Consider the following 12,730-nt stretch of genomic DNA (forward strand, 5'->3'; position numbering starts at 1 on the left):
AGGTACACCGCGGATGAAAACAAAGGTCGTCGTGCTGCTGGCCGGCGGGCTGCTCGCGCTGGTTCTGCTGACGCGCTATTTCGCGCTGAGCCGAGCCGGCATGCCGCTGGAGTGGATGCTCTACCTCGGCCTGCCGATCACGGGCGCCGGCGTGCTGTTCGCCCTGCGGCTCATCGACCTGGGCGCTGGATGGACCACCAAGGGCGGCACCGTGCAGCACCACGGCGGGCTGCACGCCCGCCCGGCCGCGCTCCCGCTGTCGGAGCCGCCGGCTCCCGAACGCCTCAGACAATTGGAGCAGCTGCACGCCCGGGGCGCGATCTCCGACACCGAGTACAGCGCGCAGCGCCTACAGATCATCGCCAACATGTAGCCCGGGCACCCGCCCCGGCCGCGTGCCCGCCGTTGCCAGCCGGACCGCGTAGACGGCGGCGCTGACCCCGAACATCGCCGCGGTCAACAGCAACCAGCGGCCCAGAAAGGGGTCCTGGGTCTGACCGGTCGCCGCCGAATAGGTCGCGGCGCCCTGTCTGATGATGCCGGGCAGGAACACCAGCAGCGTCAGAACGGCGCCCAATGCCGGCACCCGGATGTGGTTGACCACCGGGACGCGAGGCGGCGCGAGCCGCGCGACGGTCCGCGACAGCAGCCCGTCGAGCAGCGCATAGACCGGGAACAGCACCAGGTCGTGGGCGACGATCGCCGCGGCGAACCACACGATGATCGACTGCCACCACACCTGCGGGTTCCACAGCGCGGCCGGCCCCACGGTGGCCACCACGTAGCCCAAGAGCGCGAACCCGGCGACCAGGATCAGCAGGTGCAGCGGGCGCGATCCGTAGAGCCTGACGAAATGGGTTCGGGCGCTACCCATTCGCGGCCGCCCGGAAGGCGATGGACTCCACCCACTTGGTGTTGTGCACCCCGGGCAGCGCCGGCACGATGACGCGCGCCGGGAAGCCGTGATCCGGGGACAGATCCGTTCCGTTGACACGCAACGCCAGCAGCGCGTCGGGGTGCAGCACCTGGCTCCCCTGCAGTGTGGCGCGGCCGAACGCCCCGGAGCGCTCCAGCGAGGAGACGTGCGCCGCTTCCGGGGCGGACACGCCGGCGAGGCGGGCCAGGTCCGCCAGTCGCACCCCGGTCCAGGTTTGGGTGGTGGACCAGCCTTCCACGCAGGCGATCGGCAGCACGGCGGTGTGCTGCGGCATGGCGAGCAGCGCGGAGCGGTCCAGCGTGACGGGGGCCGCGCCCCCGCGCAGGGTCAGCCGCCACCGCTCGCCGGCGTTCGCGGCGGAAATCCCGGCCACGGTGGCGGTGCGATTGACCTCGAAGTCGTTGGGCCCGTCACCGCGGCTGCGCCCGCGCGGCAGCAGCAGCGCGGCGGGCCGCGCGTAGCCACCCAGCGTCTGGCCCGCCGTGATGACCGCCATGAACAGCGCTCCGCCGCCCACCAGCGCCAGGGCGCCCCGGCGGCTGACCGTCGCGGGGTGCGGGTCGGCGGCGACCAATCCGTCCGGATCCCGCGCCTGCGCCGTCGTCTCGGCACGCCCCGTGCGCAGGACGTCCCGCGGTGAGATCGAGCGGAGGCCCGCCCACATGGCCGGGATCTTGATCGCGATATGCACGACGAAACCGGCGATGAACACCCACGCGCCGAAGTAGTGCGCCGTGTAGAAGCTGAAGCCGAAGATGTAGTCGTATTGAATGTTCAGCACGCCCGTGACGATCTCGAACAGGACGCCGCCGACCAGCATCAGCAGCGAAACCCGTTCCAGCAGTTGGGCGATCGATCGGGCGGGCGGCCACGCGAACAACCTCGGTATCACCGACCAGAGTTTGGCCAGCACCACCGGGATCAGAACCAGCCCGAGTCCGACATGCAGGCCCTGGGTCAGCCGGTACAGCCAGGGCGGGTTGGTGGGCCAATCGAACGTCGGCAGCTTCAACCACCCCACGTCGCCGGGGATGGCCTGGCCGAACCGCGGCCCGTAGGCGATGTACGACAGCAGGCCGGTGATGATAACGATCGGCAGCGTCACCAGCAGCACCGAACCGAACACGGAAGTCAGCCACGGTCCCCGCAGCGGGCTGCGCCACCGCTGCGCACGCCCGACCCCCGGGGGCGGGTGTTCGTCCAGCAGACGCCACAGGCGCGACGGAAACCCGTAGCCCCGGGAATCATCTGTCGGCCCGGTGTCCCGGGTGTCGGACCTGCGGCTGCGGTGCATCATCGATGATCATCCACGACCGGGCGGCGAAAAGGGTTCAGATCCGGCGCCTGTTCACACGGTGGCAGTCTGGCGCTGGCTAGCCCTGAACGGTGGGCCGAATGGTGATGTCGCCGATCTCGACGTCGTGCGGTTGTTCGATCGCGAAGGCGATGGCCCGCGCCACCGCCGCTGGCGGGAGGCCGAAGTCGGTCATGTTGCGGCGGATCTGCGCGCGCACCTCCGCGTCGTCAATGGAGCTGTCGAGTTGGGTGTCGACGAATCCCGGTGAGATCGACGTGGTCCGGATGACACCGTCGGTCGATTCCTGGCGCAGGCCCTCCATCAACGTGCGAACGGCGTTCTTCGTGGCGGCGTACACCGCCATGGTGGGGACGATCTTCAGCCCCGCGGTCGACACCGTCGTGACGAAGTGGCCGCGTCCCTGGCGCCGAAACACCGGCAGCGCCGCCGCGATCCCGTGCAGGACGCCCCGCAGGTTGACGTCGATCATCGCCGACCATCCGTCGACGTCGAGATCGGACATCGGCCCGATCTTGCTGATGCCGGCGTTGCTCACCAGGACGTCGAGCCGGCCGAACTCGCCGGTTGCCGCGGCGACCAGTCGCTCGAGGTCTTCGCGCCGCGAGACGTCGGTCTCGCAGGCGATGGCTTGTCCGCCGCGGTCGCGTATCCGTCGTGCGGTGTCGTCGAGGCGCTCGACCCGCCGAGCGCCCAGGGCCACCCGCGCTCCGCGCTCGGCGAGCAGGAGGGCGGTCGCCTCCCCGATGCCACTGCTTGCGCCGGTGATGGCCACGACCTGCCCGTCGATCCCCGCCATTGCGCTCCCTGAGTCGTGTCCGAATCCCGTTGCGGGTTAAGGCTACTCGGGGCGCCCGGCCGTCGCGTCAGTCCTCGCCGCGCGGTGGCGGCTCCACCTCGACACCGGTGGCCTCGTGTTCGGGACCCGCCGCCGGGTGCTCGGCCGGGACGCGGTCGCGGAACCGCGTGCCCTCACTGGGCCGCCCCGGATCCGGCCGGTGGACGTTGCCGCGGTAGGGACCCGGCTTCGGCCGGGACCTTCCGCCCGGGAAGGCCAGCCGGAAGATGCTGCGGTGCACCATCAACCACTGCTTGCCGAACCGGCCGGAGTTGTAGGGCAGTTCGTAGCGTTCGCAGATGTCCTTGACCTGCGGCGCGATCTCCGAGTATCGGCTGCTCGGCATGTCCGGGTAGAGGTGGTGCTCGACCTGGTAACCGAGATTGCCGCTGATGATGTGGAACAGCGGGCTGCCGTCGATGTTCGCGGCGCCGAGCAATTGGCGTACATACCAACCGCCGCGCGTCTCGTTCTCGACTTCCTCCTGCGTGAACGTGTAGGTCTGGTCCGGGAAGTGGCCGCAGAAAATGATCGCGTGCGCCCACACGTTGCGGATCAGGTTGGCGACCGCGTCGGCGCCCAGCGTGCGCAGGTAGGTGCTTTCCACGCCGGGCAACACCTTGTCGAGGAAGGCGGCCGCCGCGCCGACCCGGCCGCGGGTCGACACCTTGCGGAGCCTCCTGCCCAGGCGCGACTCGGCCGGCTGGCCGAGTCGGCCGCGCAACGCCAACTGCGCGAGCCCGAATGCCCCGGCACTGATCAGCGGCCAGCCGAGGTAGTCCTTGTAGATCTGCGCCCGCGCCTTGACCCCGATGCCTTTCAGGTCCTTGCGCACCTCCGACCACGGCTTCTCGCGCTTGCGGATGGCCTCGATGTCCATGTCGTGGACGGCCACTCCCCACTCGAACAGGAGGGTGAGCAGCAGGTTGTAGATCGGCTGGAACAGGAACCGGGGCTCCCATTTCTGGTTCGGGTCGATCCGCATGATCTCGTACCCGAGGTCCTTGTCCTTGCCGAGAATGTTGGTGAAGGTGTGGTGAATGTAGTTGTGCGAGTGCTTCCACGACTCCGCGGTCGACGCCGTGTCCCAGTCCCAGACCGAGGAGTGGATGTCGGGGTCGTTCATCCAATCCCATTGCCCGTGCATGACGTTGTGGCCGATCTCCATGTTCTCCAGGATCTTGGCCATGGACAGACAGGCGGTGCCGAGCAGCCACGCGGTCTTCGAGCGCGACGCCAGCAACAGCACCCGGCCGGCCACCACGATCTGTCGCTGCGCCGAGATGACGTTCTTGATGTAGCGCCGGTCGCGGTCGCCGAGGTCGGCGAACACCTCGTCGTGGATGGCGTCGAATTCCTTCGCGAGCTTTTCGAGTTCTTGTTCCCCAAGGCGGGAAAGCGGTGATTCCACAGTCTTTTTCACGGCAGTCGTCATAAGCCGCTCCTTTCGATCAGAGTTCGAGTTCGACGTCGCCCTCGGCGGTGTTGATGCAGATCCGGACGTCCTGCTCGATCGGTTCGATCACGTCACCCGAGCGCAGGTCGCGCAGCTTGCCCGATTTCAGCGTCCCGACGCAGGTATGGCAGATTCCGATGCGACAGCCGTAGGCGAGGTTGAGACCCGCCTTCTCGCCCGCCTCGAGAATCGATGTCCCACCGTCACATTCGACTTCCTTGTCACTGTCGAGGAAGCAGACGGTGCCGCCCTCGCCGGCGTTGGCGTCGCCGCCGATCTTCGGTTGGAACCGCTCGAAGTGCAGGCGGTCCCGATCGCCGTTGTCCTCCCAGTGCTCGATCAGCGCGTCGAGCATCTCGCCGGGCCCCGAGCAGAAGGCCTCGCGCTGACGCCAGTCCGGGCACACGTCGTCCAGGTCGGCGGGCGAAAGTCTGCCCTGTTCGGAGGTGAGGCGCAGGTCCAGCCGCATTCCCGGGTGCCGCTTTTCGAGCTCTTCCAAGGCGGGCAGGAACATCGCCTGTTCGCGGGTTCGCGCGGAATGCAGGACCACCGCGTCGCGCAATTGCCCGCGATGGTCCAGGTCGCGCAGCATGCTGATGATCGGTGTGATGCCGCTTCCGGCGCTGATGAACAACAGCTTGTCCGGCAGCGGCTCGGGCAGCGTGAAGACGCCTTCGATCTCGCCCAGCCGCACCAGGTCCCCCGGCTGGATCTTGTGCACGAGATACGGCGACACCACGCCGCCGTCGACCCGCTTCGGCGTGACGCTGATCAGCCCGTCTTCGGGCCTGGGATCCGACGTGAGCGAGTAGGCGCGCCAGTGGTAGACGCCGTCGATGACCACACCGAGGCGCACGTACTGACCGGGCTTGTGGCCGGGCCATTCGTAGCCGGGCCGGATGAGAATGCTGGCCGCTTCCGAGCCCTGCTGCTCGATGCCGTCGACCTTTCCGCGTAGCTCCTTGGTGGTCCACAGCGGGTTGATCATCTCGAGGTAGTCATCCGGCTGCAGCGGGCTGAACAACCGCCGCACCGCCCGCAGGAACAACCGCCGTCCCCATGGGACCTGGGGCTGGGCGCCGCGTTCTGCCATGTCGTCAGAGTACACAGGTGTACACTGAGTTCAAACGTCGATTTCGAATTAGCTTGTGGCGCTTTGCTTTGGCAGACCATCAATGACGACAGTAACGGCGCATGACTGTTCGCCCGTTGATATGGGTTTTGACCAGCCCCCCAGCCACGCGTACTTGTGACGTGCCCGGACTCCCCCTCGCCCAAACATTTGTTCAGAGAACTCTCAGGCGCCGCCCGCGCCGCCCGTCGCAGGCGCCTATTGTTCCGCCTATTGTTCGACGTGTGCTGATCGGATTCCTGCTCGCGCTGGGCTGCTCCGTCTGTTACGGCACGGCGTCGGTGTTGCAGGCGGCGGCCACCCGCTCCGTGGAGGCCGGCAGCGGCAGTGGTGTCGACACCGTGCTGCTGTGGCGCGCGGCTCGGCAGTGGCGCTACGTCCTCGGCGTTGGTCTCGACGGGCTCGGTTTCATCCTTCAAGTCGCGGCGTTGCGCCTGGTGCCCATCTATGTGGTCGCCGCCGCGCTGGCCGCCTCGATCGCGGTCACCGGCATCGTGTCCGCATGGGTGCTGTCGGTGCGGTTGTCGCCCGCCGAATGGAGCGCGGTGGGCATCGTGTGCGCGAGCCTGGTGGTGCTCGCACTCGCCGCCGGGCCCGGGCACTTCCGGCATGCGCCCGCCGGACTGGGTTGGGCACTGCTGGGGGTGGTGGCCGCGATCTTCGTCGCCGGCGCCGTGGCGGGCCGGCTGCCGGACCGGCCGCGCGCGCTGGCGCTGGGGCTGGCGGCCGGAACCGGCTTCGGCGCGATCGAGGTCGGCGTGCGGCTGATCGAGGTGCTCGATCCGACCCGACGCGCCTTCTACACCAATCCGGCGCTGTACGCGGCGGCCGCGGGCGGGGCGGCCGGTTTCCTGCTGCTGACCTCCGCGCTGCATCGCGGTTCGGTGACCACGGCCGTCGCCGGGATGGTCGTCGGTGAAACCATCGCCCCCGCGTTCGTCGGCGTGGTGTGGCTGGGCGACAGCGCGCGCGACGGGCTCGGCTGGCTGGTCATCGCGGGCTTCGCCGTGGCCGTGTCGGCAACGCTGGTGCTGGCGCGGTTCGGGGAAGCTCCCGAGGACCTTTCCGAATCGGCTCAGGCCGGCGAACCCGTCAGCTGACTGTAGGTGGTACCGCGCTGCGGGCGCGTCCACAGGACACCGCCCTCCGCGGTGACGCCGGCCGCCATCAGCGCGCGCTTGAGGACCTTGTTCGTCGCCGTCGTCGGCAGGTCTTCGTTGATGCGCACGTACCGGGGCCACGCTTTGGGCGACAGGTCCGGTTGCGCGGCAAGGAAATTCGCGAAGTCGTCCGGGCCGAGCCGCGCGCCCGCGCGCACTACCAGCGCGGCCATCACCTGATCGCCGACCCGGTCGTCGGGCACCGCGTAGACCGCGGCCTGGCTGATCTCGGGCAGGCGTCCCAGGATCCGCTCGATCGGCCCCGCGGCCAGGTTCTCGCCGTCCACCCGCATCCAGTCGGCGGTGCGGCCGGCCAGGTAGATCCAGCCGTCGGCGTCGCGGTAGGCGAGGTCGCCCGACCAGTACATGCCGTGCCGCATCCGCTCCGCGGTGGCGGCCGGGTCGTTGTAGTAGCCGGCGAAGGGGCCCGCGCCCTGGGTATTGACGAGTTCGCCGACCGCGTCGTCGAAGTTGGTCAGCGCCCCGTGCTCGTCGAATTCCGCGACGGCGCACTCCCGCACCGTCGCCGGGTTGTAGATGCCGACCCCCGGATACGGCTTGCCGATCGACCCCGGCGGGGTGCCATCCTCGCGGACGACGATGACCGCGAACTCGCTGGAACCGAAGCTGTCCACCACCCGGCAACCGAAACGCCTGGCGAATTCGGCGATGTCGCGGTCGGTGGCCTCGTTGCCGAACGCCACCCGCAGCGTGTTGTCCGCGTCGTCGGGCAGCTCAGGGGTGGACAGGATCAACGCGAGCGGCTTGCCCACATAGTTGAGATACGTCACGCCGTAGCGGCGCACGTCGTCGAGGAACCGCGACGGCGAGAACCGGGCCGGGACCATGGTGGCGCCCGCGCCGATGGCGACCGCCCACCCGGCGGCGACGCCGTTGGAGTGAAAGAGCGGCATCGACAGGTAGCACACGTCGGCGGCGGTGACGTCGTACTGGAAGATCAGGCTGGCGCCGCACATGATCGCCATCGCGTGGGCGAGCCGGACGACCTTCGGGTCGCCGCTGGTCCCGGAGGTGAAGATCATCATCAGGGTGTCACCGCCGGCGACCTCACGGTGCGGCACCAGGGCCGGCGCGGCGGCCACCAGTTCGGCGTAGCGCCGGCCGGTCACGTCGAGCACCTCGACTCCGCTGAGATCCACGCCGTCCAACAGCTCACGGTGTTCGGGGTCGACGAGCAGCAACTGGCAGTCGGAGCGCCGGATGTCGGCCAGCAGGCCGTCCCCGCGCCGGGTCGTGTTGATCCCGCACAGCACGTAGCCGCCCAGCGCGGCCGCGGCCATGGCGCGCAGCATCGCCGGGGAGTTGGGCAGCAGGGCCCCGACGTGCAGCGGACGGGCCGGGTCGGCGAGACCGATCAGGGCGGCGGCCTCCGCCTCGGCCTCCGTGAGGTGTTCTCTCCAGGTCCAGACGCGTTCGCCGTGGGCGAGCGCCGGGGTGTCGTCGTCCCGGCGTTGCCGCAGCAGTTGCTGCACCGTTTCGATCATCGGGTGGTCAGCACCAGCCCGGCATAGTGCCGGCGCGCGACGTCGTCGCAGTGGCGTCGGTAGGTGCCGAATCCCCCGGCGTAGGGCATGAAGACCCGCTTCTTGCCCTCGATGTTGGCGCCGAGGTACCACGACGAGGCGGCTTTCGGGAACAGCGTCTGCTCGGCCGCCGTCGCGACATGCTCCGTCCAGGCCTCGGCGGCGTCGCGGCGCGGCTCCACCTCCGTCACCCCGAGGCGGCGCATCGTCACCAGCAGCTCGATCACCCAGTCGACCTGCACCTCGGCGTGCAGCACCATGTTGGCCAGCACCGAGGGGCTGCCCGGGCCGCTGATGGTGAACATGTTGGGCAGGCCGGGCACCATCAGGCCGAGGAAGGTCAGGGGGCCGTCGGCCCAGAGGTCGCGCAGCCGCGCTCCCCCGGGCCCCTGCGGGTCGATGCGGGTCAGCGCTCCGGTGAGCGCGTCGAAGCCGGTGGCGAAGATCAGCACGTCGCACGGGTAGGTCGCGGCGGTGGTTCGCACGCCGTCGGCGGTGATGGTCTCGATGGGCTCGCGGCGCAGGTTGACCAGGTGGACGTTGTCCCGGTTGAACGCGGCGTAATAGCCACCGTCGGTGCAGATTCGCTTCGTCCCGATCGGGTGGTCGACGGGGATGAGGTCGTGGGCGACGAGGGGGTCGGCCACGATTTCGCGGATCCGCTCCTCGGCGAACTCCCGCGCGATGTGGTTGGCCGCGAGGTCGGAGTTCTGGTCGGGGAACGTCTTGGCGAACAGCACCCCGCCCTCGCGCCAGCGCCGCCACAGCGCCTCGGCGCGTTCCGCTGGATCGGTATCGATCGCGTTCTTGTGGTACGTGCCGTGCGGCGTGCCCGAGGCCGCGTAGGCCGAGGCGCGACGGCGCTCGGGGTACTGCTCCCGGATCTGTCGTTGTTCCTCCGGCGTCCAGGGCCGGTTGGGCATCGGGATGCTGTAGTTCGCCGATCGCTGGAACACCACCAGCCGGTCCGCCTGCGCGGCGACGATCGGAACCGCTTGAATGCCGGAGGATCCCGTGCCGATCAGGCCGACCCGCTTGCCGCGCAGGTCAGGGTCCTCGCGCGGCCATGCGGCGGTGAAGTAGACCTCGCCCGCGAAATCGTCGGCGCCGGGGATGTCCGGGCGGTTGACCGCCGACAGGCAACCCGTCGCGCAGATGAGGAACCGGGCGGCATAGGTCTGGTGGTCGCGGGTGCGGACCCGCCATCGGCCTTGGGCGAACGTGGCGCCGACGACGTCGACCCCGAACCTGTAGTGGCGGCGCAGATCGAACCGGTCGGCAACGTGGCCCAGGTAGGCAAGGATTTCCGGTTGGGCCGCGAAACGTTCGGTCCACGTCCAGCCCTGCTGGAGCTCCTCATCGAATGAGTAGGAATAGTCGACACTTTCGACGTCGCACCGCGCGCCCGGGTAGCGGTTCCAGTACCAGGTGCCGCCCACATCGGGTGCCGCCTCGATGCCGAGCACCGACAGTCCCGCCGACGCGGCGCGGTGCACGGCGTAGAGCCCGGCGAACCCCGCGCCTATAACGATCACGTCGATCACGTCGGTCATGTCTTTCACATCGTTATCGGTCATGTCGCCTCACGAAGGGTCGTCCGGAGCAACCCCCGCAGGTCGGCGCAGATCAGGTCAAGCGCCGAGACCGCAGGGGGAAAGGCCGGGATGGTCAGGAAGCCGTGAAACAGGTCCGGGAAATCGCGGTGCACCGCGGGCACCCCCGCGTTGCGTAATCGGCGCGCATAGTCGCAGCCCTCGCTGTGCAGCGGATCGAGGCCGGCGGTGACGACCACGGCCGGAGGGAGGCCGGCGTGCGAGTCGGCGCGAGCCGGCGCCACCAAATCGGTTTGGCCCGAGGCTGTTTCGCCACCGAGGTACTGGCGCCAGTACCATTGCATGGCTGCGCTGGTGAGGAAGTAGCCGGTGGCGCAGCGCCGGTAGCTGTCGGTGTCGAACGACGGGTCGATGACCGGATAGATAAGGAGTTGCGCGGCCGGCCCGGGGACCCGGCGTTCGCGGCAGCGGATGGCGGTCACCGCGGCGAGGTTGCCGCCGGCGCTGTCACCGGCGATGGCCGTGCGTGCCGGGTCGATGCCGAGTTCGGGCGCGTGGTCGACCACCCAGCGGAACGCGGCGAAGGCGTCCAGCGCGGCCGCGGGCGCCGGGTGTTCGGGCGCGAGGCGGTAGCCGATCGACACCACGACCGCCTGCACACCGCGGGACAGTGCGCGACAGAAGCCGTCGTGAGACTCGATGTCGCACAACACGAATCCGCCGCCATGGTAGAAGACGACCGCGGCGCGGTCAGCCTGCGGTTCGCCGTGCGGGTAGTAGATCCGCGCGGGGATGTCCCCGGCGGGCCCGGGAATCGACCGGTCTTCGGTGCGGCGGACGTCGTCGATGTTGTCGACGGGCCTGCGCCGCTCGGCGACGGCCGCGCGAGCCTGCACGGCGGTCATGGTCTCGATACGCGGGAATCCCGCGTCCAACTCGCGCAACAGCGCCCGGACGCCGCCAAAGGGGTCGTCCATCTACACCTCCGAGCTCGTCGTTGAGCCGGTCACGCCGGCCGGTATTTCAAGAGGGTGATTCCGGCTTCGGGCAGATCGTAGAACACCGGCTCGACCCGGATACCGATTCCGATGTCGCCCGGGGTCCGCGACACCGGCGTCGGCTCGGGAACTGGGAGGCGCATCGCTAGTCCCCCCGCATCAGCAGCGCGACCTGCTCGCTCATGATGCCGCCGTTGCCGGTGACGAACGCCGTGTGGCAGTCGCTCACCTGCGCGTCACCCGCCCGGCCCATGACCTGCCGGGCGCCGTCGACGACGTGGTGCATGCCGCCGGCCATCCCGGCCTGCCCGAAGGACAGCTGCCCGCCGGCGGTGTTGAGCGGAAAATCGCCGCGGTAGGTCAGGTCGTGGCGGATGATCCAGGACATCCCGTGGCCCTTGTCGCAGAAGCCGGCGTCTTCGAGGCTCATCAGCACGGTGATGGTGTAGCAGTCGTAGATCGACGCCACGTCCACGTCGGAGCGGTGCAGACCGGCCATGGCGAATGCCCTGTCGGCGGCGCGGGCGATCGGGGTGCGCAGCAGGTCCTCGGCGTAGGTCGGGGTCTTGAAGGCGATGTGCTCGCCAAAACCCTTGATCCACACCGGTCGGTGGCGGGCGGTGCGGGCGATGTCGGCGTTGGCGATCAGCACGCCCGCTCCCCCGTGCACCCGCATCACGGTCTCGAGCATGTGAATGGGATCGGCGATCATCGGGCTGGCGAGCACGTCGTCCACCGTGATCGGGGTGCCGTGGAACACCGCGCCGGGGTGGGCGCACGCGTTGGTCCGCTGATCGACGGCGATCTTGGCGACCGCGGCAGGGTCGTAACCGAATTCGGCGGCGTAACGCTGGGCGATCTGCGCGTACGGCGCGTTCTGGCCCACGTTGCCGTACGGGATCTCGAATTCCGCCTGCGGCGACCCGTAGTTGTTCGACGACGCCCCATACCAATTCGGGTCCGGCGGGGGCCGCTTCTCGGACTGCGGCTGCGACGCCGAGCCCGGCACGACGGCCAGGACGGCATCGCAGATGCCCAGCTCCACCGCGGCCGCCGCCCGCCAGATCATGCCCGCCGCGGTGGCCCCGCCCAGGTCGACCCGCTCACCGAAGTCCAGGGGCAGGCCGAGGTACTCGCACAGGGTGGCTGGCGCGAACATCGCCGACTCGGCGATGCCGTGGGTCAGCAAACCGTTGACGCAGGAGGCGTCGACGCCCGCGTCGTCGATCACCAATTTCGCCAGCACCGCGTACTGGTCGAGCGTGAACAGCGGTCGAGTGGGACGCCGCTGCGCCGGCAGTTCGGCGATGCCGACGATCGCCGCCTCGCCGCGCAGCCCGGTCACTGATCGGCCTGCCGAGGCGTTCCGCGCCGGGGCAGCTCGACGGTCGCGGTTCCGGGCATCAGCACCGTCTGCTCGCGGCGGCCGGCGATGTCGAGATCCACCAGGCCGGCGCCCTCGCCGGAGAGGCGCATGCCGGTGATCGTGCCGCCGAAGCTCAGCGGCTGGCCGGGATGGGCGACCGCGCGGTTCTGGACGGAAAAGGACACCAGCCGGCCACGCCCGCCGATCCAGTCCCCGATGGCCCGGCCGAGCAGCGCGGCCTGCAGGGGTCCGTGGACCAGTACGTCGTCGTAGCCTTCGACCGTGCGCGCCCAGTCTTTGTCGTAGTGGATGCGGTGGCCGTTGTAGGTGGCGGCGCTGAAAAAGAACAACTGCGTTTCGTCGACGGTCAAGGTGAGTTCGGGCATCTGGTGGCCCACCTCGACGTCCTCGTAGAAGACTTGGCCGGTCAT

The 12,730-nt window shown here is 69.3% G+C and carries 12 protein-coding genes and 1 pseudogene; 2 read left to right on the forward strand and 11 right to left on the reverse strand.

All coding sequences use genetic code 11. The annotated features are described in order from the left end of the window. Window positions 1–13: 13 nt before the first annotated feature. Window positions 14–373 (forward strand): SHOCT domain-containing protein, encoded by a 360-nt coding sequence (locus C1737_RS06550; RefSeq protein ID WP_068095183.1) that lies wholly within the window; start codon window positions 14–16, stop codon window positions 371–373. Here C1737_RS06550 and C1737_RS06555 read toward each other — a convergent pair. The 5 genes from C1737_RS06555 to C1737_RS06575 form a co-directional block, all read right to left on the reverse strand. Then, window positions 350–874, reverse strand: coding sequence for a hypothetical protein (locus C1737_RS06555; protein WP_068095185.1), 525 nt, complete (start codon window positions 872–874; stop codon window positions 350–352). The two genes, C1737_RS06550 and C1737_RS06555, sit on opposite strands and share 24 nt — an antisense overlap. Beyond that, a complete protein-coding gene (locus C1737_RS06560; protein WP_231980331.1) occupies window positions 867–2,231 on the reverse strand; it encodes a molybdopterin-dependent oxidoreductase in 1,365 nt (454 codons plus the stop codon). Before C1737_RS06560 ends, C1737_RS06555 begins: the two co-directional genes overlap by 8 nt. Before the next feature lie 79 nt (window positions 2,232–2,310). Next, window positions 2,311–3,051, reverse strand: a complete 741-nt coding sequence (locus C1737_RS06565) for an SDR family oxidoreductase (RefSeq protein WP_068095187.1) — start codon at window positions 3,049–3,051, stop codon at window positions 2,311–2,313. A 67-nt stretch (window positions 3,052–3,118) separates the two neighbouring features. Next, window positions 3,119–4,525 (reverse strand): acyl-CoA desaturase, encoded by a 1,407-nt coding sequence (locus C1737_RS06570; protein ID WP_068095189.1) that lies wholly within the window; start codon window positions 4,523–4,525, stop codon window positions 3,119–3,121. 16 nt (window positions 4,526–4,541) lie between these two features. Then, window positions 4,542–5,639: a ferredoxin reductase gene (locus C1737_RS06575; protein WP_068095227.1), complete on the reverse strand. Its 1,098-nt coding sequence runs from the start codon at window positions 5,637–5,639 to the stop codon at window positions 4,542–4,544. A 263-nt stretch (window positions 5,640–5,902) separates the two neighbouring features. Here C1737_RS06575 and C1737_RS06580 point away from each other — a divergent pair, with 263 nt between their 5' ends. After that, complete coding sequence (locus C1737_RS06580) at window positions 5,903–6,778, forward strand: DMT family transporter (protein ID WP_068095191.1); 876 nt, start codon at window positions 5,903–5,905, stop codon at window positions 6,776–6,778. Here C1737_RS06580 and fadD1 read toward each other — a convergent pair. The 6 genes and pseudogenes from fadD1 to C1737_RS06610 all read right to left on the reverse strand — a co-directional run bounded on the left by fadD1 (window position 6,754) and on the right by C1737_RS06610 (window position 12,730). Then, window positions 6,754–8,343: a fatty-acid--CoA ligase FadD1 gene (gene fadD1, locus C1737_RS06585; RefSeq protein ID WP_068095193.1), complete on the reverse strand. Its 1,590-nt coding sequence runs from the start codon at window positions 8,341–8,343 to the stop codon at window positions 6,754–6,756. The two genes, C1737_RS06580 and fadD1, sit on opposite strands and share 25 nt — an antisense overlap. Next, a complete protein-coding gene (locus C1737_RS06590) occupies window positions 8,340–9,935 on the reverse strand; it encodes an NAD(P)/FAD-dependent oxidoreductase (RefSeq protein ID WP_068095229.1) in 1,596 nt (531 codons plus the stop codon). Before C1737_RS06590 ends, fadD1 begins: the two co-directional genes overlap by 4 nt. A gap of 20 nt (window positions 9,936–9,955) precedes the next feature. After that, window positions 9,956–10,912, reverse strand: a complete 957-nt coding sequence (locus C1737_RS06595; protein WP_068095195.1) for an alpha/beta hydrolase — start codon at window positions 10,910–10,912, stop codon at window positions 9,956–9,958. A gap of 29 nt (window positions 10,913–10,941) precedes the next feature. Then, a pseudogene (locus C1737_RS06600) lies at window positions 10,942–11,034 on the reverse strand (acyl dehydratase); the annotation flags it as partial. Between the two features lie 44 nt (window positions 11,035–11,078). Next, a complete protein-coding gene (locus tag C1737_RS06605) occupies window positions 11,079–12,278 on the reverse strand; it encodes a thiolase family protein (RefSeq protein WP_068095197.1) in 1,200 nt (399 codons plus the stop codon). Then, complete coding sequence (locus tag C1737_RS06610; protein ID WP_067917404.1) at window positions 12,275–12,730, reverse strand: MaoC/PaaZ C-terminal domain-containing protein; 456 nt, start codon at window positions 12,728–12,730, stop codon at window positions 12,275–12,277. The genes C1737_RS06605 and C1737_RS06610 overlap by 4 nt, the downstream gene beginning before the upstream one ends.

It is taken from the genome of Mycobacterium sp. 4858, assembly GCF_900240975.1.
In the GTDB taxonomy this organism is placed as follows: Bacteria; Actinomycetota; Actinomycetes; order Mycobacteriales; family Mycobacteriaceae; genus Mycobacterium.

Excerpts from the sequence above, each read along its gene's own strand:
- C1737_RS06550 (WP_068095183.1), top strand. The coding sequence starts at position 14 with ATGAAAACAAAGGTCGTCGTGCTGCTGGCCGGCGGGCTGCTCGCGCTG.
- C1737_RS06555 (WP_068095185.1), bottom strand. The coding sequence starts at position 874 with ATGGGTAGCGCCCGAACCCATTTCGTCAGGCTCTACGGATCGCGCCCG.
- C1737_RS06560 (WP_231980331.1), bottom strand. The coding sequence starts at position 2,231 with ATGCACCGCAGCCGCAGGTCCGACACCCGGGACACCGGGCCGACAGAT.
- C1737_RS06565 (WP_068095187.1), bottom strand. The coding sequence starts at position 3,051 with ATGGCGGGGATCGACGGGCAGGTCGTGGCCATCACCGGCGCAAGCAGT.
- C1737_RS06570 (WP_068095189.1), bottom strand. The coding sequence starts at position 4,525 with ATGACGACTGCCGTGAAAAAGACTGTGGAATCACCGCTTTCCCGCCTT.
- C1737_RS06575 (WP_068095227.1), bottom strand. The coding sequence starts at position 5,639 with ATGGCAGAACGCGGCGCCCAGCCCCAGGTCCCATGGGGACGGCGGTTG.
- fadD1 (WP_068095193.1), bottom strand. The coding sequence starts at position 8,343 with ATGATCGAAACGGTGCAGCAACTGCTGCGGCAACGCCGGGACGACGAC.
- C1737_RS06590 (WP_068095229.1), bottom strand. The coding sequence starts at position 9,935 with ATGACCGACGTGATCGACGTGATCGTTATAGGCGCGGGGTTCGCCGGG.
- C1737_RS06595 (WP_068095195.1), bottom strand. The coding sequence starts at position 10,912 with ATGGACGACCCCTTTGGCGGCGTCCGGGCGCTGTTGCGCGAGTTGGAC.
- C1737_RS06610 (WP_067917404.1), bottom strand. The coding sequence starts at position 12,730 with ATGACCGGCCAAGTCTTCTACGAGGACGTCGAGGTGGGCCACCAGATG.